The organism is Frigoribacterium sp. Leaf44 (genome assembly GCF_001421865.1).
Taxonomy (GTDB): Bacteria; Actinomycetota; Actinomycetes; order Actinomycetales; family Microbacteriaceae; genus Frigoribacterium.
The window spans coordinates 169,187-192,310 of the sequence record NZ_LMLG01000005.1 but is presented as its reverse complement, the minus strand read 5'-3'; the positions used below and the strand labels follow the sequence as shown (position 1 = coordinate 192,310).

The 23,124-nt window shown below is 68.9% G+C and carries 11 protein-coding genes; 6 read left to right on the top strand and 5 right to left on the bottom strand.

What is annotated here, in order from left to right; translation table 11 throughout:
* The first annotated feature begins 2,362 nt into the window (after positions 1 to 2,362).
* The 6 genes from ASE87_RS08130 to ASE87_RS08105 all read left to right on the top strand — a co-directional run bounded on the left by ASE87_RS08130 (position 2,363) and on the right by ASE87_RS08105 (position 10,672).
* Positions 2,363 to 3,601 (top strand): MFS transporter, encoded by a 1,239-nt coding sequence (locus ASE87_RS08130; protein ID WP_056227490.1) that lies wholly within the window; start codon positions 2,363 to 2,365, stop codon positions 3,599 to 3,601.
* A gap of 129 nt (positions 3,602 to 3,730) precedes the next feature.
* The gene (locus ASE87_RS08125) at positions 3,731 to 4,762 is read left to right on the top strand and encodes a LacI family DNA-binding transcriptional regulator (protein WP_056227489.1); all 1,032 of its coding nucleotides are present in this window, start codon (positions 3,731 to 3,733) and stop codon (positions 4,760 to 4,762) included.
* A gap of 149 nt (positions 4,763 to 4,911) precedes the next feature.
* Entirely contained in the window at positions 4,912 to 6,405 is a 1,494-nt protein-coding gene (locus tag ASE87_RS08120; RefSeq protein WP_235472247.1) for a sugar ABC transporter ATP-binding protein, read from the top strand.
* A gap of 126 nt (positions 6,406 to 6,531) precedes the next feature.
* Entirely contained in the window at positions 6,532 to 8,757 is a 2,226-nt protein-coding gene (locus tag ASE87_RS08115) for a family 43 glycosylhydrolase (protein WP_056227486.1), read from the top strand.
* Positions 8,758 to 8,824: 67 nt separating this feature from the next.
* Positions 8,825 to 9,451 (top strand): hypothetical protein, encoded by a 627-nt coding sequence (locus ASE87_RS08110; RefSeq protein ID WP_056227481.1) that lies wholly within the window; start codon positions 8,825 to 8,827, stop codon positions 9,449 to 9,451.
* 261 nt (positions 9,452 to 9,712) lie between these two features.
* Positions 9,713 to 10,672, top strand: coding sequence for a WxL protein peptidoglycan domain-containing protein (locus ASE87_RS08105; RefSeq protein WP_056227478.1), 960 nt, complete (start codon positions 9,713 to 9,715; stop codon positions 10,670 to 10,672).
* A gap of 89 nt (positions 10,673 to 10,761) precedes the next feature.
* Here ASE87_RS08105 and ASE87_RS08100 read toward each other — a convergent pair whose 3' ends face one another.
* From ASE87_RS08100 to ASE87_RS08085, 5 genes are all read right to left on the bottom strand, one after another.
* On the bottom strand, positions 10,762 to 12,207 hold the full coding sequence (locus ASE87_RS08100) for a glycoside hydrolase family 43 protein (RefSeq protein ID WP_200925454.1): 1,446 nt from the start codon (positions 12,205 to 12,207) through the stop codon (positions 10,762 to 10,764).
* Between the two features lie 142 nt (positions 12,208 to 12,349).
* The gene (locus ASE87_RS16075; RefSeq protein ID WP_157489747.1) at positions 12,350 to 12,493 is read right to left on the bottom strand and encodes a hypothetical protein; all 144 of its coding nucleotides are present in this window, start codon (positions 12,491 to 12,493) and stop codon (positions 12,350 to 12,352) included.
* A complete protein-coding gene (locus ASE87_RS08095; RefSeq protein ID WP_082452491.1) occupies positions 12,490 to 16,059 on the bottom strand; it encodes a LamG-like jellyroll fold domain-containing protein in 3,570 nt (1,189 codons plus the stop codon). The genes ASE87_RS16075 and ASE87_RS08095 overlap by 4 nt, the downstream gene beginning before the upstream one ends.
* Before the next feature lie 135 nt (positions 16,060 to 16,194).
* Positions 16,195 to 19,140, bottom strand: a complete 2,946-nt coding sequence (locus ASE87_RS08090; RefSeq protein ID WP_082452490.1) for an immunoglobulin-like domain-containing protein — start codon at positions 19,138 to 19,140, stop codon at positions 16,195 to 16,197.
* A gap of 566 nt (positions 19,141 to 19,706) precedes the next feature.
* Positions 19,707 to 22,958: a family 43 glycosylhydrolase gene (locus ASE87_RS08085; RefSeq protein WP_162235871.1), complete on the bottom strand. Its 3,252-nt coding sequence runs from the start codon at positions 22,956 to 22,958 to the stop codon at positions 19,707 to 19,709.
* Positions 22,959 to 23,124: the final 166 nt, after the last annotated feature.

Below are 23,124 nucleotides of genomic sequence, written 5' to 3'. Positions count from 1 at the left end.
TACGCCCACGTGCACTGCAAGGCCGCCGTCCGTCCGTCACGGCATCACGCGGGAGCTGACCACGACCGTCCGCTAGGACGTCACGAATGCCTGGGCCGACGCTCTCCATCAGTCGGGCTTCGACGGCGTGCGGTACACGTCGCGGTTCACGCCCGAGGCAGCCGCGAACTCCTGGACACTGTTCGAACGCCCTGGAACAACATCGCGTCGTCGCCCCATCAGTCCTGACGTCGTCGACGTTGATCGGCTCCGCGAAACATTCCCCGCCGGGCACGAGTGCTCCTTCGACAGTGACGCCCCGGTGCGCGGTCGCGCGCCACCCCGAGGGCGTTCGCCGACCACCAGCCTCACCCCCGCGAGCACGACCCGTGCGAGCCCGGCGGTCGCCGAACCTGACGACTAACTGGCCACACCGATCTGACGAGTGGAGGCCATTAGATGAGAGGGCAGCCCGATTAGAAGAGAGGGTCGGTCGCTGGCGCTCCCTCCCCCGTCCCCCTTCACGGACACCACTCCGTCCACCGCGATGAGACGCCCTTCTCGTCTGACCTCCTGACGCCACCACCTCGACACCGCAGCCCACCTCACCCGGCCATCTCGAGAACGCGACCCGCACGCACGCCTCAGCCACCTCGACAACGACGCGGCACGCCTGGCGCTCCGCGCCGGCGCCGCACACCGCGCGCTTCGCGCGCTCTTCCCCACACCTCCGGTCCGGGTCGCTTCGCGACCCTCTCCTTGCATCAGCTCCACCCCCGCACGGTCACGATGTCCTGCTCGTCCACCATCTCGTCCACCGCGGGCACGGCACGCGGCGCAGCGGCTCGGTCCTCTGCTCGTCTCCCCAGGGCGGATGCCTGATCGAAGGTGCTGACGCACCTTGCCTGCCGGCGGCCTCACACGGGTGGGGTGTCGCAGTTCGTCTCTCGGTCCGTGCACCCGTACGTCTGGCATCTCGTCTCCCTGAGGCGTCCACCGGTACGTCTCCCGGTACGCCATCCGTGTCGTCTGGCCTGTGCGCGCCGGTGCCGCACCTGCCGGAGCTTCGTGTCGTCTCGGTCACCGGGACGGCGGGGCGTTGCGGGTATCGAACCGGTGTCGAAGTGGCTCCCTGCCGGGGGCTTCCTCACGGCCGGGTGAGTGCGGACAGGCTGCGGGTCGTCTGCCGGGGTGGTGGAGCGAGGCGGGGAGCGATCCGGTCCCGGAAGAAGCAGACCCGGTGCGCATAAACCAGCCATCGGAGAGGCCCCCGGCAGGGGTGACGACGAGCACGCAAGCTGCGCGCACAAGGAGGGCGGTTCCCGACGCATCACGAACTGGTGTGGCGTGCCAGGCGAGGCAGACGCTCACAGCGTCAACCAGCCCCTGAGCTGCACACGGCAGCGAAGTCCCCGCCCACCGGCAGGTGGGTTCCAGCAGCGAACGAGTGAGCTGAGGGAATCGCAGCCGTGACGGACGCGCCAGCGTTCGGCGGGGCGGAGACGCTTCTCGCGCAGCGGGAAGTCTGACGGGGAGCGGAGTGGACCGGAAGAGGGCGCCGGAACGAGGGTCAAGTGCGAAGCAGTTGAAAATGCAGGTGGAACGGCGGCGCGGAGAAAGACCATTGTGGGCGATTCTCAATCATCATCGCGACCACACCCGTTTCGCCAACAAGCTCGGAGCGTGAACGAGCAAGGGACTGCACTTCATCGGCCCCCGACATGTCGCGCCCCGACGCCTCTCCCGGACACCAATCGGGTGACGACACTGCGTCTCTTTTGTCGCGCTCGTCCCTCTCATCCTTGGCGAGTACTTCTGTCGGGGAGAGACACTCATCCCCGCTACTGGAGGCAGCTGTCCACGCACGCAGCCTGCGGCGCGGAGGCGCTCCCGAGCGCGCGGAGGGTATGACTCCTGACGTGCGTGGCGCACGCTGAGCCGACTTACTCGGCGCGCGACCAGGGCTTTCGCAACCGCGGTTGGGGCCTTTCGAACGACACAGAACGGTCGCGCGCCTTGGGCCCCGAGTGTCCGTAAATGGACTCCCGCGTGGCAGCCCACGAAACACTGGGCGGGGGGCTCAGATGATAGCTAGGCCTCGGGACTGATCCTCGTCGGGACGCGAGAAAGCACCATGCCAATTAACGGTGTGCTCGCTTCGAACCTTTGTCCGATGAGGCAAACAAGCTCTCTCGCGGCCATCGATCAGGTGGCTCCATTCAGACGTTCTGCAGAGCGCTCGAGCCAGTCCCAGCCTGGGCTATGGTGGGCAGCACATGGTCAGCTGGCAGCTCCTTCTTCGCCGCGATGGGTCCTAGCTAGGTAGGCGCCCCCGTCGCGGTGGACGTGCTGCCTGCGCACATCCCCTTCGTACGGAGCGCTCATGACCAACACCCCTCTGCCGCCTGACACGTCCCTGATCTGGCGTCGCAACCTCCTCGTGTGCGCGCTCGGCTCGTTCACGACGATCATCGGCATGACCCTGATCCTGCCGATCCTGCCTCTCTACGTCCGAGACCTCGGCGTCGACGACAGGGCAGCCGTGACCCTCTGGTCCGGCCTCGCCTACGCCGCCACGTTCCTGACCGCGGCTCTCACAGCGCCACTGTGGGGATACCTCGGCGATCGCTTCGGACGGAAGCCGATGCTGATCCGCGCCAGCCTCGGGATGGCGATCGCCATGTCGCTCATCGGACTCGCCCAAGACGTCACACAACTAGTGCTTCTGCGCCTGCTGGTCGGCCTCCTCGGCGGCTACGCCTCCGGTTCGACCATCCTCGTCGCCGCTCAGGCCCCCAAGGACCGCTCCGCGTGGGCGCTGGGCACCCTCTCCTCCGCCATCATGGCCGGCACCATCGCAGGCCCTCTGATCGGCGGAACCCTCGCACAGACGATTGGCGTTCAAGGAGCGTTCCTCGCAACAGGCGGCCTGATCTTCCTCGCCTTCCTCGGAACGACCCTGTTCCTGAAAGAGGCGCCCCGGCTCGCTCGCGAAACGAAGATGTCCAAGCCGTCGAGCTCGTGGGCCGCCGTCCCCTACAAGCTGCCGGTCATCGCTCTGCTCAGCCTCTCGACCCTGCTGATGTTCGCCACCATCTCAGTCGAGCCGATCATCGCCGAGCACGTCCGCTTCCTCACTGGTTCAACCGACGACACCGCCCTCTACGCCGCAGTCGTGTTCTCCATCACCGCGTTCGGCACGATCCTCTCCAGTCCCAACCTCGGCAAACTCGCTGACCGGATGGGCCACATGCAGGTCCTCACCCTGAGCCTGGTCGCCGCGACACTCTTCCTCGCCGCGCAAGCAGTCGTCGACGACCTGATCGCCTTCGCGATCCTGCGATTCCTCACCGGGATCGCCCTCGGCGGCATCACCCCCACAGTCGTCGCGACCATCCGCCGCCTCCTCCCCGACACGAGCGTCGGACTGGTGCTGGGCTACAACGTCTCGGCCCAGTACATCGGTCAAGTCGCCGGCCCCGTCCTCGCCGGATGGCTCGGCGGCATCGCAGGCACCCACTCGGTCTTCATCGCCACCGCGATCATCACAGCCGTCGGACTCATCACTGCCACAGCCATCCGGCGACACTTCAGACATCATCTCGCCGCGTGGGAGGCCTGAACGCGTGAGGTGCTCAGGTCACTGAGGGCGCGAAGCGAGGGTCACGACGTCGAACTCTCCTCTCCTGCGTCACTAAGCTGGAGTTGAGCGATCGGCGTTTTTGCAGCCGCTCAGGGGCCCGGGACTCACATGCCCGTCATCGGGGAGGAGATCGACGTGGTGACCGGTCGGCCAGGCCTCAAACAAGTCGCCGCGGTGGCAGGCGTCTCGCACATGACCGTCTCGCGCGTCCTGAGCGGCCATCCCAACATCAGGGACTCCACTCGCGAGAAAGTGCTCAAGGCAGTCGACGAGCTGAACTACCGACCCAACGTCGCGGCTCGATCGCTCGTCACGCAGCGCACGGAGCGCATCGGCGTACTGGTCGAGAGCGGAACCGCGTTCGGTCCTTCGAGCACCCTGCGGGCCATCGAGCGGGCCGCGCGGTCGAGGGGCTATTCGGTGACGTCCGTCGCACTGCGAGACGAACAGGACATGACTCCGGTCGACGCCATCGAGCACTTGACGGGGCTGGGCATCGACGCCCTGTGCATCATCGCGCCGCGCTCCTCGTCCGTGGCGACCCTCCGCACCATCGAGATCGGGGTCCCGACACTGGTAGTGAAGTCCGAGGATGACCCGACCTTCCTCACGGTCTCGGTCGATCAACAAGCGGGCACGGCGGAGGCGGTCGACCACCTCGCTTCGCTGGGGCATCGTGACGTCCTGCACCTCTCAGGCCCTCTGGACTGGCTCGACGCTCGATCTCGTGAACGTGCTTTCCACGTGCGCGCCAAGTCCTGGGGGATGCGAGAACGCCCCATCGTGGTCGGTGACTGGACGCCCGACTCCGGCTACGAGTTCGCCGCGAGCCTGAGCTCGGTCCCGGAGTTCACCGCGATGGTCGTCGCCAACGACGACATGGCCCTCGGCGTGATCCACGGTCTCGCCGAACGGGGGATCCGTGTTCCGCGAGACGTCAGCGTCATCGGCTTCGACGATCTGCCGAGCGCTCGCCACATGCTGCCTCCGCTGACGACGGTGCGGCAGGATTTCGACAAGCTGGGGACGACGGTCGCAGACGTGATCCACGCCCACATGCACGGCCAGGAGATCCCCCGGCGCACACGCATCGCGACCGAGCTGGTGGTTCGCGAGTCCACTGCACCGCCCCGCGCCTGATCGCCGTTGGGTGATCCGTAGTCAGCTGTCGCGTATCATCGGCGACACCTCGGCACGGCGGCCCCGATGCCGTGCCGCACACGATCCGAGGACGGCACGTGGATCTGCAGTCGATGGCGACTCCTGGTTCTCCCCACCGGACGGTGGAGATGGTCGGGATCGACGTCGTCTTCACCTCGGGCCCGGCTCTCACCGGCGCACGTCTGTGCCTGGCCCCGGGAGAGATCCACGGGCTGATGGGGCAGAACGGCGCTGGCAAGTCGACGCTGATCAAGACCCTCACGGGCATTCATCGTCCCGACGCCGGAATGGTCAAGGTGGACGGCGTCGAGCGCCGCTTCTCGGGGCCGGCGGACGCACGATCGGCCGGCATCTCGGCAGTGTTCCAGGATGAGTGGCTCACGGACAACCTGAGCATCGGCGAGAACATGATGCTCGGGCACGAGGTCCGTGGCCGCTTCGGCATCTCCTGGTCGCGTACCCACCAGCGAGCAGCCGAGATGCTGAGAGAGCTCGGACTGGGAGACCTCGATCCGCGAGCATCCGTGCGCTCGCTGTCGCCGGCTCTCCGCCAGCTCGTCGCCATCGGTCGGGCGATGATCGACCGCCCTCGCGTCCTCGTGCTCGACGAACCGACCTCGAGTCTCGACCTCGACGACGTCGTCCGGCTCTTCGCAGTCCTGAAACGCCTGCGCGACAGCGGCGTGGCGATACTGTTCGTCTCGCACTTCCTGGAACAGGTCTTGGCCCTGAGCGACCGGATCACCGTGCTGCGCGACGGCAGCACGGTCGGCGAATACCCGGCGCACTCCATGGACCGGGCCGAGCTGATCGCCTCGATGCTCGGCGAAGACATCGAGGCGCTACGGCGGATCGGCGCGGACCGCCGCCAGCATCGCCGGCAGCCCGTCGGCCCGCCGATGTACCAGGCTCTCGGCCTCGGCCGTCGAGGAGCGGTCGCACCGACCGACTTGGAGCTGCATCGTGGCGAGATCGTCGGCTTCGCCGGGCTGCGAGGCTCCGGTCGCACCGAGATGGCCTCCCTGCTCAGCGGCGCTGATCGCTTCGATCGCGGACGCGTCCTGATCGACGGTGAGCCCACGCATGTTCCCGATCCCCGCTCGGGCATGCGGAATCGGATAGCGCACGCGAGCGAGAACCGCCACGAGGACGGAATCATCAGCGAGCTGTCGGTCCGCGAGAACATCGTGCTCGGCATCCAGGCGCTTCGTGGTTGGTCTCGACCCCTCTCGACCGCCGAGACCGACAGCCTCGTCCGTGCCTACGTCGACTCGCTCGACATCTCGCCGGCGGATCCCGGCCTCCTGGCCAAGTACCTCTCCGGCGGCAACCAGCAGAAGGTCGTGCTGGCACGGTGCCTGGCGACCAAGCCTCGACTCCTCGTGCTCGACGAGCCGACCAAGGGGATCGACCTGGCCTCGAAGGTCGACATCCAGGCCCACGTCGTCCGGCTCGCGAAGGACGGGGTCGCCATCGTCTACATCTCGTCCGACCTCGACGAAGTCGTTCGCCTCAGCGATCGCATCGTCGTGTTCAAGGACCGCGAGAAGATCGGCGAGGTCAGCAACGGCCCGTGGCTGACGGTCGACACGATCGTCGAGATGATCGCCGCCGACTCCTGAGGGGGAAGCGACGGGCAGACCGAGAGGGCCAGTTCGCTCGCGCTGACCCCCGTTTGGGTGTTACCGTGAACATCACTGACAGCCTCAGCCCTCCTCAGCAATGATGCCGAACTAGGAGCACGTGTGATGAAGCACTTCCCGCGACAGCTCGTCCTCGCGACGACCGTGGCCCTCATGGCTCCCCTGTTGGCGACGGCGTCAGCATCCGTCGCTGCAGCCCAGGGTGACGCCCCGGCAGATGCCGGCGGTGCACCGGGTGAGATCCTTCGATATGCCTTCGACACCGATGCCGGCACGACTGTCCTCGACAGCTCTGGACATGGTCGGAACGGGGAGCTCGTCGCCGGCGGTACGTGGAACGACGGTGCTCTGCAGCTCGACGGCGACGACGACTTCGTCAGGCTCCCGGACGACCTGCTCGCCGATGTCACTGACATCACCGTCGAGGCCGACGTCTGGATCGATCCCGCCCAGGCTTCCCCCTACTTCCTCTACGGGCTGGGCAACACGACGGCCGGAGCAGGCGACGGCTACCTCTTCACCTCCGGAGACAACTACCGCACCAGCCTGACCACCGGCAACTGGACCACAGAGCAGACGGTGTCGCAGAGTGCAGCAGTGCCGCGCGGCACCTGGGCGCACCTGGCGTACACGCTCGCCGGAACGACCGCCACCCTCTACCTCGACGGGGTGAAGGTCGGCAGCTCGACCGTGACCATCGATCCGAAGGACATCGGAGCCGGCAGGACGACGGCCAACTACATCGGCCGTTCGAACTACGACGCCGACAATCGCTTCCGAGGCCAGATCCGGGAATTCGCGATCTACGACCGAGCTCTGAGCCCGGCCGAGGTGCTCTCCGCCTCCGGGAACACGACGACCCTGTCCGACGTGACGATCGGCGGAGACGTCCTCAAGACCGCGCCGATCATCGACTCGGTCGATCGGGTCGTCACCTTCCCGGTGAAGCCGGGTGTCGCGCTGACCTCCCTCGATCCCACCTACACGACTGCAGCCGGCGTCGTCGCCAGCCCCGCCTCCGGGACCGTGCGCGATCTGTCCACGCCTCAGCGGGTGGTGCTGACGCCGCTCGACGGCGGCTCGCCGACCACCTGGACGCTGAAGGCGATCTCGATGGGGAGCCCCGCCATCCCCGGCCTCTACGCCGACCCCAACATCGCAGTCTTCGGAGACACTTACTACGTCTACGCCACGACCGACGGCGTCCCCGGCTGGGGCGGCAACCAGTTCTGGGTCTGGTCGTCGAAGGACCTCGTGGACTGGACCCGCTCGGACCAACCGATCCTGACCCTCGACGGTGCGAACGGGAACGTCCCCTGGGCGGTCGGCAACGCCTGGGCACCGACGATCTCGGAGAAGGACGGCAAGTACTACTTCTACTTCTCCGGCCACAACGCCGCGCTGGACCGCAAGACGATCGGAGTCGCCGTCGCCGACAGCCCGACAGGCCCCTTCGCCGCACAGCCGACGGCCATGATCACGAACGGCGAGGCCGTCAACTCCGGGCAGGCCATCGATCCAGCCGCGTTCACCGACCCGGCGACGGGCAAGAGCTACCTCTTCTGGGGCAACGGAGTTCCCGTCTACGCCGAGCTCGCCGACGACATGATCTCGGTCAAGGCAGACACCATCAAGCGGATCGACGGCCTGACCGACTTCCGTGAGGGCGCCTTCGTCAACGTGCGCAACGGGCTCTACCACCTGACGTATTCGATAGACGACACGGGGTCCGAGAACTACAAGGTCGGGTACGCCACCGCGACGAGCATCGACGGACCCTGGACCTACCGCGGTGTGGTCCTCGAGAAGGACCCTGCCCTGGGCATCCTCGCCACGGGCCACAACTCGATCATCAACGTGCCGGGCACCGACGACTGGTACATCGCCTACCATCGCTTCGCCTTCTCCGGCGGCGACGGCACTCACCGTGAGACGACCATCGACCGGGTCACGTTCTCTCCGACGACCGGCCTCATGGAGAAGGTGCGACCGACGCTCGAGGGCGCCAGCGCGCAGGAGGTCGTCGACGTGGCCGTGCCCGCGGTCACCGTCACCGCCTCGAGCAGGACTCGCTGCGTGCAGGGCAAGGTCGTCCTCTCGGTGGCCGTCACCAACCCGAACGCCTTCGCGATCAAGGTCGTCATCACCTCGGCCTACGGCGTCAAGACCATCGACGAGATCGGCGCCGGGAAGAGCGCCATACACGCGGTCACCACCCGCGACGCGAGCGTCGCCGGCGGACAGGTGAGCGTGTCCGCCACGGCATTCGTCGCCGGCAAGCCCGCAACGACGAGCGCTGTCGCCCCCTATCCCGCTGCTAGCTGCCGCTGACCCCCGTCCCACCCTCACCACCCCACCGCGTCGGCGATGCTGCCCACGCAGAACGGAGACACCCGAGATGAACACCCGCTCCCTCCTCGCCCGCGGAGCCGCAGGCCTGACCGGAGGCCTGCTCCTCCTCGGCGTCGCCAGCACGGCGGCCGCCGCAGAACCTGAGATCGGCACCGACGACGTCGACGTCACCGTCGACATCGCACCCCTCAGCGGAGGAGGCGCTCTCGCCATGTCCGTGGCCGGCACCTCGTCCGCACTGGCCGAGAACGGCTCGACCGGCGTGATCCGCCAGTTCACCGGGACCCTGCCCACCGTCACCGTGACCGACACCCGCGATCCCGCCGACATCCCCGCGGACGCCGGCTGGTACGTCCTGGGGACCGCGACCGACTTCGTCTCCTCGGACGGCCTGAGCACAATCGGCGCGGAGAACCTCGGCTGGGCTCCGAACCTCATCGACGGAGGCGACAGCGGCCTCGTCGCTGAGGGCGACGTCGTCGACACCGCGATCGATGGTGGTCCCGACGGCGTGGGCCTCGTCGACCAGGAGCTCCTGGCGATCACGGACAACTCCGCCGGCATCGCGGGCGAGGGGTCGTGGACCGCGGACGCGGCGCTGACCCTGAAGACACCGACCACCGTCGACGCCGGCGACTACAGCTCCACGATCACGCTCTCCCTGTTCGAGTAACTTCCGCGAGGCACACCCCTCATCCCTCGACAGCCGTGAGCGGCCGGGCACCTCGTGCCCGGCCGCTCCGTGCGTCCTGCTCAAGATCCAGAGGTTTCCATGACCGGTCCACGCCCATCCTCTTCCGGCGGGCGCCTTCCGGCGACGCGCCTCCACACGCTCTCCCGGTTCGTCCTCGTCGGGCTCGTCACCGGGGGGTTCGTCGCGGCGGCCGCTCCGGCCGCGTCAGCCGCGTCAGCCCCCCAGGGAGTGACGTGGGCAGTGAGCCCCGCGACCGACGGCGCTCCGGACGAGCGATCCTGGGTCGAACTCGACCTCGGCCCCGGTGCCACCGCCTCCGACGAAGCTGCCGTGCGCAATCTCAGCGACGAGACCGTGACGTTCCGCATCGACGCGGCGGACGGCTACTTCACGGACGAGGGCCGCTTCTCCATGCTCCCCTCGGACAGGCCGTCGACGGACGCCGGCACGTGGATCTCCGCTCCCGAGACGGTCACCGTCGAGCCCGGAGCAACGGGCATCGTCCCGTTCACGGTCTCGGTACCCTCGAATGCCGAGCCCGGAGACCACGCGGCCGGCATAGCAGCGTCCCTGGTGTCGGTCGGCTCCGGCGCCGGTGGCGCGTCCGTCGGGGTCGAGAGCCGCATCGGCTTCCGCGTGATGACCAGGGTGACCGGCGACGTCGTCCCGGGTGTCGCCGTCGACGGCATGCGGGTCGACTACCAGATGTCGTGGAACCCCTTCGCCGCCGGGTCGCTGACCGTCGAGGCCGACATCGTCAACACCGGCAACGTCCGCCTCGTCCTCGACGGGACAGTCCGCGCACAGGGATCGTCCGCGCCGATCGTTAGCGAGGACGCCTCACGACAGGAACTGCTGCCGGGCGACCGCAGGGCGGTGTCGATCCCGCTCAGGGGCGTCTGGCCCCTCGTCGTCGCGAGCGCCGAGCTGGAGGTCGCCCCCACGGTCGTCGCACCGGACGGAGGGGCGGCCGTCGATCTGGAGCCGGTCACCGCCACGGCGACGGCCGCCGCAGTTCCGTGGTCGCAACTGCTCGTGGTGCTCGGAACGGCACTCGTTCTCTCGGCGCTCCTCGCGGGCCGGTCACGCTCGCGCAGCCGTGTCGCCGCGCTCGTGCGGCAGGCCAAGGAGGAAGGCCTTCGGGAGGGTGCCGCCGGCGGGGGCACGGATGGCGGGAGCGCGAACGCGAACGATCGCTGAGCAGCTCGCCGAGTGCATGAGCGCGAACGACGAGAGCCGCCCCTTCGGGGCGGCTCTCGCGTATCTCGTGGAGCTCAGTGTCCTGGGGCTCAGGGAACGAGCCGGAAGGTGGCGTCTTCGTACTCGGCACTGGACACCGGGTCGATCCTCAAGGAGAAGTCCCTGTGTCGCAGGTACCTGGTGGGGTAGTTGTAGCTCTGGAACGAGGACCAAGACGAGTCCGAGAGGCCGGCGACCTTCCTGAACGTCGCGTCAGCGGCGAAGCCGGCGCTGCCGTCGTTGGCGTTCAGGACGACAGAGAAGTTCGAGTGCCTGAGGTACTGGCCGGGGAAGTTGACCGACTCGAAGGAGACGGCGTTCGCGTCGGCCAGACCGGGGACGATCTTCCACTGCGAGTCCTGCTGGAGGTCGAAGGGGAAGGCATCGATGCGTGCTGCCCCGCCTTGGTGGCGTACGTAACGGTCAGGGAAGTTGGACGACTTGAGTCGCGTCGAGCTGCTCAGGCCGTACTTGCCGGTCAATCCGGTGTACTCGGAGGACGTGATGGGCTGGATGCTGTTGTGCTTGGACCCGATCGGGGCCGTGAAGTTCCGCTGGCTGAGCGGCGTCCACGATCCAGTCGTGACGCTTCCCTGCCAGACGTTGAACTTGTTGTTCGGGCAGTAGTTGTCGCCCCAGAGCCACCACGAGTTGGGGTCTGACAGAGATCGCACGACGGTGGGTGCCTCGACGCAGCCACCCTGGTACAGGCCGGTCGTGTAAGGGGTGAACGAGCCCGGCGTGAGGGACGACGAGCGGGCGCCCATGAGGCCCGTCTGGTTCGGGGCAGGGGAACGGTAGTAGAGGTAGTTCACCCCGTTGATGTCGGTCTGCACGTCGGAGTCGATGACACCGCCCTGGCCGTTGTTGTCGAAGAACGTCACGGGTGCCGTGGTCGTCACGAAATCAGACGTGTAGACGACGAGGATCGTGCCGAACGGGCCACCCGTAGGACTCGCGCTGAAGGTGATGCCGTACTTGGCACGCGTCGGGTCCCAGAAGATCGCGGGTGCCCAGGTGAACGAGTTGGGGTTCGCGCTGTTGATGTTGAGCAGCCGGTCGCTCGACCAGTTGACCAGGTCAGGCGAGGTCCAGATGTGGATGGAGGGGTTGGCTGCCCCGAAGTTCTCGTTCTTGAGGTCCGTCGCCGTCATCACCCAGCTGCCGTCCTGCAGCCGGAAGAGGAACGGGTCGCGGATGCCCTTCGTCCCGAGCGTCGGGACGAGGATCGGGGCGTTGTCGTTGAGGGCCGTCCACTCCAGCGCGTCCTTGCTCACGGCGAGGTGGACGTTGTTGGAGTTGCCGGACCCGTTGGGGCTCTCCTTGAAGTACGCCATGACGTAGGCGCTGTTGGCCGTCGCTGCTTCTGCAGGGGCTGACGGTGGCAACGCCACGACGAAGGCACCGATCATGGCGACCGTCGCGGCGATGGTCGCCAGACGGCGCCGCCACGAGCTGCGGCCGGGGCCGGCGAGGGAGTTCGATCTTGTTGACATGGTTCGCTTTCTAGGGTGGGTCAGTGGGGTCGATCGGGGGTGAGGACGTCTGACGTCGCCGTGTGGATATGTGCGGAGAGTGCCTCCTGAGACGTGAGCGGGTGTGTCACGGCGGCGGCGTGTGCTGTGCCGAGGCCGACTTCTAGGTGATCGTGAAGGCGTTGCCGTTGATGATCAGGACGTCGTCGTCGGACCCGGAGCTCCCGTCGACGAGATCCCTGTCGAGTTCTCCGCTCAGACGCGACAGACGACCGCCGATCGGCCCGCCTGCGCCCTCCCCGCTCATCCGCAGCTGCGCGACGCGTACGCCACGCTCTCCTGCGAGGTGCCCGTGGCGGACGTCGCGGTGATGGCGACCGATCCCGACGTGACGGACGCTGCCCGCGTCGTCGTGGCAGTCGTGCCCGACGCTCCCGGAGCGACTCCCTTCACGGTCTTCGACCCGAAGGAAGTCGCGGTGGTGACGTCGATGGCCGAGGGGCCCGAGTTCTTGACCACGGTGGTGAGGACGACCTTGCCGCTGATGCACCGTGTCGTCGCGACGGCGCTCACGACGGGTCGCGACAGGACGGTCACCGTGGTCGTCACCGCTCGGTTGGCGGGCGCCACCTCCTCGTCGCGCGTCACGTCGAGCACAGGGCGGCCGTCGGCGGCGTAGTGGATGCGGACGAGCCGGGTGTCCCTGCCGTCTCCCCCGACCCCGTTGCCCCACGTGTGGTAGACGAACACGTCGTTGCCGTCCTCGTCGCGTGTGACGGCCCCGTGGCCGGGTCCTTGCTCGTACGTGCGGTAGTCGACGACTCCGTCCGGCATGGGGACGCTCGCCAACAGCGGAGCGTCGTACTTGGTCCAGCTGGCGATGTCGGTCAGGTCGCTGCCCTCCTTCGCCCAGGCACCGCCGACGATGTACTTCGGGCTGACGCCGCTGCTGGAGTAGACGAGCGTGATCTTCCCGTCGCGCTGGATCGCGAACGCCCCCTCTGACAGGTGGTCCTCGAACGAGAGCGACGGGACGATGATCGGTGTCGGCTCACCGATGACCCGAGTCGGATCGCCCGGATCGACCTTCGCGATCCAGGTCGCCGGGTCGCTGGCGCCTCCGTCGACGTAGCGCTGGGACCACGCGTAGTAGGCGGTTCCGCCGGACTCGAAGTAGGTCATGTCCAGGCTGATGTTGCGCCCCGTGCCGGTGCGTCCGAGGGCGCTCGAGTCGCCCTTCAGGACTGCGCGGGGCGCCGACCAGTCAGCCGGCTCAGCAGGGTCTCCCCCGTCGCGCAGCTGCATGATGTGGGCCTGCACCGTGTACCACGCGGCGTCCTGGTTCGACTGGTCGTTCCCCGGGTTGAAGCACGGGGCGAACAGGATGGACAGCTTGCCGCCGATCTCGTGGATCTCGGGGGCCCAGTAGCAGCCCGCGATCACCTTCCCCTCGGCAGTGCGGTCCATCCGCGTCGTGCGGTTGAGCAGGTCGACCTCCCTGGCACGCCCGCCGTCGTCGTCGCTGAGCTGGTCGATGCTGTCGGCCACCCGGATGGGGAGGTGCTCGGAGGCGATGTTGTCGTTGCCCGTGTCGTCGGTGGCCGTGAAGAGGTACTGCGTCTTCCCGCCGCGCTCGTACCGGTAGATGGTCGGGTCGGCGCGGTTGTAGGCGAACGGCTCGTCGTACTGCCGCTGGCGGACGGTGCCCGAGAGGTCGTACGTCCCCGGGCCCTTCGTGCCGATGTCCGCGAGCTGCTGAGGGTCCCAGTCGACGCCGAGGCTGCCGGTGGAGCCGTCGGCGTAGGACAGGCTGGCCTTCGCCTCCGTGAGGGCGGTCACGTCCCCTTGCTCGATCGTCTGCGGCGCGACGGACGATCCGGTGTTGACCGTGCGGCCGAGGGCTTTCGTCAGCGCGTCGGCGGTCGAGGCGGAGACAGCCAGCGCACCGCCAGGGACCGCGTCGGCGACACGGCCGGCGAATGCGGACAGGTCGGCGGTCGCCACGGTCGCGGGGCTCCCGCCGAGGACCGGTCCGCGGTTCCCGTCGGTCACGACGACGCTCCGGCGGCCGCCGTCCTTCGGCGAGAAGGCCTCCGTCCGGAGCTCGGTGCGGGCGAGATCCGTGACGGTCGCGTACTTGGCGGCCCCCGCCGCATCCGTCCACGAGACCAGGTACTGCTCCTGGTCGCTGTCGTAGACGGCGCGGGGCGAGACGACGCCTCCTGTGGTCCCGAGGTCGACGAGGCCGAGCTCGGTGAAGTCGGTCGCGGTGCCGTCGGTGGCCTTGAAGACCAGAGCGCTGGAGGTCTCGGTGCCGTCAGGTCCGCCTCCTTCACGGACGCGGGTGGCGAGCACCCCCACGGTCCCGTCGGCGAAGGTGAACAGCGACGGAGCCGCGACGGCCCGGTGATCGACCTTGTCGGTCCCCACGAAGACGCCCTCGGCGAAGAGGACACCGCCGTTGCCGGCGAGGGGTGCCGCTGTGTCGACGGACGAACCGAGGGCCAGGTGCATGCTGCGGGCGACCGTGTCCTGATTGGCCTTCAGCTCGCCGGTGGGGGTCCGAGTGTAGGCGACGACGGTCTTCCCGGTGGTGGCGCTGAGGACGGTGGTGCGGAAGGTCTTCGTCAGCGTGGTGCCGCCGACCGCCACGGAGGCGGTGAGCCGGATCGCCTGGTCGGATGCCGTGTCGTTGACGAGGCGTCCCCCTGACAGGCCGGTGCCGTCGGCGCTCCACGACACGGCGTACCCGGCGATCGTGGGCAACGTGGTGCCGGACGCGACGGTGGGGGGAACGACCAGGGCGGTGCGCAGGCGTCCTATCGCGTCGGCCTCGGTGTCGGCCGCGACGGTCACGGAGCGCGCGGCGCCGGTCGCGGCGGAGCCCGCGAAGCTCGCGCTCGGCGTGAGGGTGACCGCGGCGTTCGCCGTTCCGGGTGCTGGTCGCCGCACGGTCCCGTCGGCGCCGATCACCGAAGGGTCGCTGCTCGACCAGGTCAGGAGGGAGCCCCCCGCGCCGCGGGTCGGGAGGGCGATGTCGCCGGTGACGGGCTGCGTGTCCGAGAACGTCGCCGCAGCGGCGTCCGAGCCCGCGATGACGGAGGCGGCGGGAGCTGCGTCCTCACGCACCTGCTCCTGCGACAGGGCCGTGGAGTACACGTGCACGTCGTCCATCGCACCCGCGAAGAGGGGGTCGGGACCGTAGAGCGACTTGCCCAGCAGTCCGGACGCGGTCGAGGTGCCGATCGTCGTCGCGCCGGTCGCGGAGGTCGGGGTCGTCTGCGCGAGCCGACCGTCGACGTAGGTCGACACGCTGACTCCGCTGCGGAGCACGACGGCGACGTGGGTCCAGCGGCCGGACGCCGCGGGGCCGGTGTCCGCCGCGCGCTGCTCAGAGCCGTTCTTCACCGCGCCGATGAGGTTCCCGCCGCACTGCGGGGTGGCGAAGAGATACCGCTCGGTCGACTGCCCGAGGGCGTACGCCCAGCTGCAGCTCTGGCTGCCGTCCCATCGCAGCCAGGCTGACATGGTGAGGTCGGCTGTCGACGTCGAGGTCAGTCCAGGCGCGATCTCGGCGAATGCAGCAGAGCTCCCGGCGACGCCTCCGGGGAGACGGAGGGCGCGATCGTTCCCGCCTCGCGGACCCACGACCGTCGTGGCGCCGGACCCGCGCACCGTGGCGGATCGGTTCCCCACCGAGTCGGCGAAGGCCGTCCCCGCGGTGACGGGGGCGCCCGCGGCGCTCGTCGAGGCGAAGTCGTAGGAGAGGATCGGGCCGGGTGCAGCGGCCTGCGCGGGTGCGCCGCTGAGCGCAGCGCTCCCCGCCGTCAAGGTCGCGGCCACCATCAGTGCCGTAGTGCGTCGGAACTGCATCGTTCGTCAACTTCCGTGAGAGGTGCATCCGGGGAGCGCGGGCCGTTCGGTCCGCGCTCCCCGCTGGGCGGGAAACTCAGGCTCCCGGGTGCAGGAGGTCCGGGAGGGGAGAGCGGCTGCCTCCCGGGACCCGTGCTAGCGGCAGACGATCGCCGCGTAGGGCGCCGTCACCGTCCGGGAACCGGACGCAGCCTTGGACGTGACGCTGAGCTCACCTGCCGCGATGGAGGCAGAGCGGGTGCTGAACGCCGCGGAGACGGTCTTCCCGGGGGCGACGCCCGTGAACGTCCTGCTCCCCCACGGCGAGGACATCGTCAGCTCGACGGTGGAGTCGCTGGCGTTGGTGCCGGTCCCCGTCACCGTGGCCTTGCCGGCGACGCAGCGGCTGGAGGCCGAAGCCTGGACGGCCGGTCCAGGAGGCGCCGTCGCCGTGATCGTCGCGACCGCGGGGGTCGCTGCCGAGTTGGCGAGCTGTCCGCGCACCTGGACGGTGTCGCCGGCCTTCTTCAGCGAGCTGAGGTCCGCGGTCTCCCAGGTCACGGCCACGGTCTCCCGGTGGCCGTCCTTGAAGGACGCCGCCACCGTCGCGGGGAGCGACACTGCGCTCGATCCGGCCTGCACCGTCCGTGCCACCGGGTCCACGGAGGTGACCAGGAGCGACGGGTTCCACTTGGCGGCGAGCGCGTCGCGCTCCTTGGCGGTGATCGAGACGACGGACCCGTGACGGGGCGAGGCCGGCAGCGAGAAGCTGCTGGGGATCGTCCACCGGATGTCGCCCTCGAGCGAGTTGGTGCCCAGCGGGATGTAGCCGCGTCCGCCGTAGTTGTCGGTCCAGAGGAAGTACTTGAACCCCGCCCGGTCGCCCTCGTTGGTCTTGAAGATCTCCGGACCCTCGACCTCGGGCGTTCCGGCGTCGCGGCCGATGCAGGTGTCGATCAAGCTCCACGCCCCGGAGGCCGTGGTGGCACGCAGGTCGGTGGACTTCTGTCCGATGATGTCGGGCGAGGGGCAGCCGGTGGTCTGGGTCGCCTTCGTGAAGCGGTAGTAGGTGTCGCCGTCTTTGAGCATCGTGGCGTCGATCAGCCCGTTGCTCTTGTTGAGCGAGGGGACGTCGGCGGCCTTGAACCACACCTCCGGAGTCGTGAAGTCACGGAAGTCGCGGGTGGTGGAGGTGAGGATCTGCGGCCCGTTGCCGTCCTCCACGTTTCTTGTGCTGTCGGTGAAGAGAGCCGAGGTCCAGTAGACGACGTAGGCGTCGATGGTGGGGTCGTAGGTGGCTTCCGGTGCCCAGGTCATTCCCGCGTTGGGCAGGTTGACCTCGATGTGGCGCTGCTGGCCCCAGTTGACGAGGTCGGTGGACTCCCAGATCTCGAGGTGGCGGCTGCCGCGGTTGGTCGATCCGCCGAAGCCGGTGGTGCCGACGGAGAGGTCGGTGGCCATCAGGAAGAACCTGTCGCCCTCCTTCGAGCGGAAGATGAACGGATCGCGCAGGCCCTTCGTGCCCAGGGTCGAGGTGAGGATCGGCTGCGCGTCGTTCAGGTTCTTCCACTGCAGCGAGTCGTTGCCGTCCGAGGTGGCGAAGCGGATCTTCTCGCCCTCGACGCTGTCGCCGGTGAAGTAGGCGAACAAGTAGGCGTCGAGGTCGCTCGCGGCGACGGGGGCCGCAGCCGGCACGGTGCGCGTGAGCGTCCGCACGACGGGCGAGGCTCCCGGCACGGTCACCGTGGCGGTGAGGGTGACGGTCGTGTCGGCGGAGGGACGCGTGAGCGATCCCCCGGCGACCACGTCGGGCGCGGTTCCCTTGTCGCCGGAGGTGATGACCGCCTCGTTCGACGAGGTCCAGCTGACGGCCGCGCCCGAGCTGCCGGGCCGCGAGGCCGTGGCTGCGACGTCGGCTCCGGTCAAGGGCAGGTCCAGGCTGCCACGCACGGGTCCGGCGAGTGCGGGATCTGCGCTGATGGCGTCGGCCACGGCCCGAGCGAGCTCGGACTCGGCGGTCTCGCCCGCGGCGTAGGCGGGAACGGTGACGGTGATCGGACGGCCGACGGCGGAGATGCCGCCGTGGACGGCGGTGGGGGTCAACGTCACGGTCGCGTCCGGGTTGCCCGAGGCAGGTCGGGTCACTACGCCGGCAGGGCTGACCGTGCCCGGGGCGCTCGACGCCCAGGTGACCACGGAGCCGGCGGAGCCGGACGTGGGGAGGGTGAGGTCGGAGGTGACGGCGGAGGTGTCGCCGAGCGAGACGGTGGCGTCCTGGTTCGCGAGCACGGCGTGCACGCTGGCAGCACTCTGCTGCACCTGGCCTGCGGTCAGCGCGGAGGTCCAGACCTGCATGTCGTCGATGGCACCGGCCCAGTAGGCGTCCGCGCCGTAGAACGACTTGCCGAGGTAGCCCGAGAACGTGGAGGTGCCGATCGCGGAGGCGGCGGTGGAGGAGGTGCCGCCCTGGCCGACGAGCGCGCCGTCGAAGTAGGTCGAGACGGACTGGCCGCCCTTGACCACGACCGCCATGTGCACCCAGCGGTTCGCGGTGACGGCAGTGTTACCTGCTCCCCGTACCTCGGCGCCGTTCTTGACCGCGCCGAAGCCGGCCGGACCGCACTTGGTGGTCGCGAGGACGTGGGAGTCGACGCTGGAGCCGAGAGTGAAGGGCCAGGTGCAGTCCGGAGCGCCGCTCCAGCGCAGCCAGGCGGACATGGTGACGTCCTGGGTGCCGGCCGGGATGAGGCCGGGCGCGATCCGGACGTGCGGGGCAGCGGACGTGCTCGACCCGCCCGGGAGCGAGAGCGCGCGGTCGCCGGAGGCGCCGGAGGCACCGGCGACGCTCGTCGCGCCGGAGTTGACCAGCGTCCCGGGGTGGTCGCCCGCCGCTGCGTCCGCGATGACGGCACCGTTGCCGAGGGTCGAGCCGATGGCGTCGAAGGAGTACTGCAGGACGGGCACGGGGACGCTCTCGGCCGCTCCGGCGACTCCGATCGGCGACAGTGCACCGCCCAGCGACACGGCGGCGACCGTCAGCGCGAGGCCCGCGCGGGGAAGGCGCGAGCGTCGGGTGCGCTCTTGCGGGAGAGATCGTGACATGAGGAATCCTTCGCATGGTGGGGAGGGCGGGGAGTGAGGGCCAGCTGGCCGTCTGCTTCTGGCGGAGGGCGAGCAGGAGCGGGTCGTCGGTGGGGAGGGCACGGCGAACAGCGACGCATGACAGCAAGGGCGCACGTTGTTCGCCCAGCTCGGGCCGAGCGCTGAGCGCTCGCCCGTGGGGGCGGTGAGCGCGAAGGGTCAGCCCGTGGACTCGTCAGCGGAGCGCGGGCCGCACGATGTCGGCCGGCAGGACCGGTGACCGGGGGACCAGGCCTGGCGGCCTCGTCTGGAAGGGGGTGGCGACGTCGTCATCGACGTTCCTCTCAGGCTCTTCTTCGAGCCGATAGATCGGGGCGAGTCGGCTGGATCGTGTCCTGCGCGGCCTCTGATCGTCCACTGTATCCATTTTTGTTACCGTGAACAATGCCTGTTCCCGGCTGTGCGCGATGTGGCCACGCCTGGCAGCCAGGATGCGGCGCCCGAGATGCGCCGCAGCGCTTCTCAGCCCGTCCGGAGGTCTCAGAACGGGGCCGACCATCAAGCCGACCCCGCACTCTCGAGGCCCGTCAGCAGCGAGCTGCGGGGTAGGCCACGGTGACCGGTGTGCTCACGCCGCCGGTGACCGCCGTCCCGACGAGGGTCCCCGCGGTGATCGCGACCGCCCGCGTCGTGATCGCGAGTGAGGCTGTCTTCTGCGCACCGACGCTCTGCGTCCGCTCGCCCCAGGGTGTCGCCCAGGTGACGACCGCGGCCGCTCCGGAGTTCTTGGTCACGATCGTGACGACGGCCTTCCCCGCGATGCACCTCGTCGTGGCCGCGGAGGTCACGGCCGAGGCCGTGGCGCGGACGACCACCGTGGCCGTGACGGTCCGATTGCTCGGAGCCACCTCCTGGTCCTTCGTCAACGACAGGTCGAGTGTGCCGTTGGCGCGGACGTTGACGCCCTTGAACCAGGTGTTCCGATCGGAGTCGAAGAGGCCGCCGGCGTTCTGCGGGTCAGTCACCAGGTGCGGATCTTCGTACGGACGGGCATGGTACGCGAGGACGAGATTGCCCGATTCGTCCTTGGCGAACGAGTTGTGCCCCGTGCCGGCCTGCTGCCTCGTGTAGTAGCGGGTCTCGTCCGCCCCGAGACGGCCCGTCGAGGTGTCGTTGGTGTCGAGCACGGGGAAGCTGGTCTGCCTCCAGCTCGCCGGATCTTGGAGATCTGCGTCGGCAGTCGTCGTCAGGAGGCCCAAGCTGTAGTACTTGTCGACCGTGCCGCCGGAGTAGGTGATCGAGATGGCATCTCCTTGCTGCACCATGAACGGGGCCTCGACGACCCCCTGGTCGCTTCCCTCGGACGTGTCGCTGGGCGTCGGAGACCGCTTGCCGAACTCCCACGGCTGGGACTCGCCGTAGACGCGCCGGAGTTCGCCGTCGACGAGCGGGACGGTGCCCTTCGGCCCCACCACGGCCTTCCCCACGAGGATCTGGCCGCCGGCGGGCATGATCCAGTAGCCCTGCTGCTCGCCTGCCTCCGTTCGCTCGAAGTAGCTGACGTCGAATGCGGCGCCGTCGAGGACGACGGGCTCGCCCCACTTCGTCTGGTCCATGAATCCGCCCGCCGCGATGGACGCGTCCGTGCCCGTGTACGGGATCAGGACGGTGTTGTCGCACCACCCGCCGACGGGTGCGTAGCCCTTGTTCATGCCTGCGACGATCCACCACGTGCCGTTGATCTTGTGGAACTCCTGCGCCCAGATGTAGCCGCCCCAGCCGTAGAAGGTGTTCGGGTACTGCGCTTCCTTGCCGGGCGTGCCCTCGTCGGGGTCGATGACGATCTGCTCCGGGGCGTCCCGGAGCCCCGCGAGCGTCTTCGCTCGCTTGAGGCCGATCTTGCGGTAGCTCGAGCTCTCCTCGATCGGCCCCAGGGAGGGCTGTCCGTAGTGCGACCCGGTGAGGTAGTAGTAGCCGTCGTCAGGATTGTGGAACACGTACGGATCGGCGCGTGCGTCGCTGACCATCTCCTCGGGGTCCTGCTGGAGAATCCCCGACACCTGGTAGCTGCCCGGCTTGGTGGTGTCCACGCCGGTGAGGTCGTCCTGCCAGTCGACGTTGAGGCTCTTCGTCGACCCGTCGTTGTAGGTCAGGGCAGCCTGCTTGGGCAGAGCGGCGGCGACCCCATCGGCGCCGACACCCTGGGCGACGGCGGCGTCGATCTTCTCGACGCCCGTGTTCTGGAGGTCGACGTAGTTCTCGTAGAAGGTGTCGAACTCCGCGGTGGACATCACGTCGTCGCTCGCTTGGCTCTGGGTGACCCATGACGGCAACCCCGCGCCCTGAACGCCGAGGACGCGGACGTCTGCGGCGGACGTGACACCGAGAGGCGTGGTCGTGGTGAGGTCCGCGACGACCGTCACCCGCCCCTCCCCGGTGAGAAGGTCCGTCCAGAACACCTTGTACTTCTGAGCGGCGGAGTCGAACACGATGCGGGGGTCGGTGACGACCGCGCCGGTGGCGATCCTCACGGCCCGCTGCTGGGCGAAGGTCCGCCCGTCGGGTGAGGTCCACACGTAGATGGAGTCCGTGGCGTTGTTCTGCGACGACACGGCCCCGAGTGCACCGTCCGCGAAACGGAAGAGACCGGGTGAACCCACCTGGGCGTTCGGCTTCGATGCCTGGTCGCCATCGTTGCCGACGTACAGGATCGCCTGTGAGCGGTTCAGCGGCTCCCAGCTGGTGCTGCCGGTCGGCAAGGCCGCGGCGTACAACGCGTCGGCACGGCGGTCGTCGTCGTAGGCCAGCGGGTCGTCCTTCCTCCCGTCGGTGGTCGTCACGGTCTTGACGTAGGTCGCGACGCGCCCTCCAGGGGCCGCGATGCGACTGTCCCAGCGGAAGGTCTGGGGGGCGCCTTCGACGGTGGCGGTGAGCGTCACCGCGACCGATCCGGACCCGAGGCCGCTGGTGTCGATCGTCCCGTCCGATCGCACACGGCTCGCACCGGCTCCGGTGGCGGTCCAGGTGACCTGATCGCCGAGGACTCGACCCGGAAGATCGCCGAGCACGATGGCGGGGACCGCCAAGGCGGCGCCCACGTCGGACGGCAGCGCGGAGACCTCGGCGCCGAGTTCCGTACCGGACAGGGCTCGGTCGTAGATGCGCAGGTTGTCGACGAGGCCGGAGAAGTACTCGCCACCGCCCCAGTTCGCCTTGCCCACCTGGAGCACTCCTCCGGATGATCCGAGGATCTGGGTCAGCGGGACCCCGGAGCCGTTGACAGCCACCGGCTTCTGGTCGACGAACAGCCGCGTCGTCGTCCCGGCGACCACGAGATCGACGTGCTTCCACTCGGCGTTCGACGAAGAAGCCGCCAGGTTTCCCCCGGTGTTCCGGGCGGTGCTGTTGTCGTACCGCTCGACCGTCAGCCCCGACGTCCGATCCAGGACGCCGACGTAGTGCTCCTGGGCGTACTCCTGGCGGGTGGCAGACCGGGCGGCGAAGACCGTCCAGCCGTCGTTCCCGGACGAGTCCGGCTTGCTGTCGTACGAGATCGTCACGCTCTGCCGGCCCGCGAGCAGCGCCGTTCCGTCCGCGGCGGTCACGTCGAGCCACGAGTCGGCGGACAGCCGCGCGGCCGTCCCCTGCCCGGACCTTCCGGGAACCAGGTCGGCGGCACCTCGGACACCGGCACGAGCCGCCCGATCGGCGAACGTACCGTCGACGGGGGCCGCGTCGAAGGTGAAGTCGGCGAGCAGGCTCTGCTCCGGGGACGCGACCGTGTCCGCGGCCGAGGCAGCCGCCCCCGGAACGGCGGCACACGAGAAGAGGAGCGTCATGGTCACGATCGTGGCGGCGAGGGGCGCACGCGGTGGCCTCGGTGCGGAGCGGTACGGGCTGCGGGACGTCGACATTGACGGTTCCTCTCAGGATTCGCCTCTGAATCCGATGTGGATGGTGCGGGAGCGGGAGCGGAAGCGCGAGTGCGCGACACGAGTCGACCTG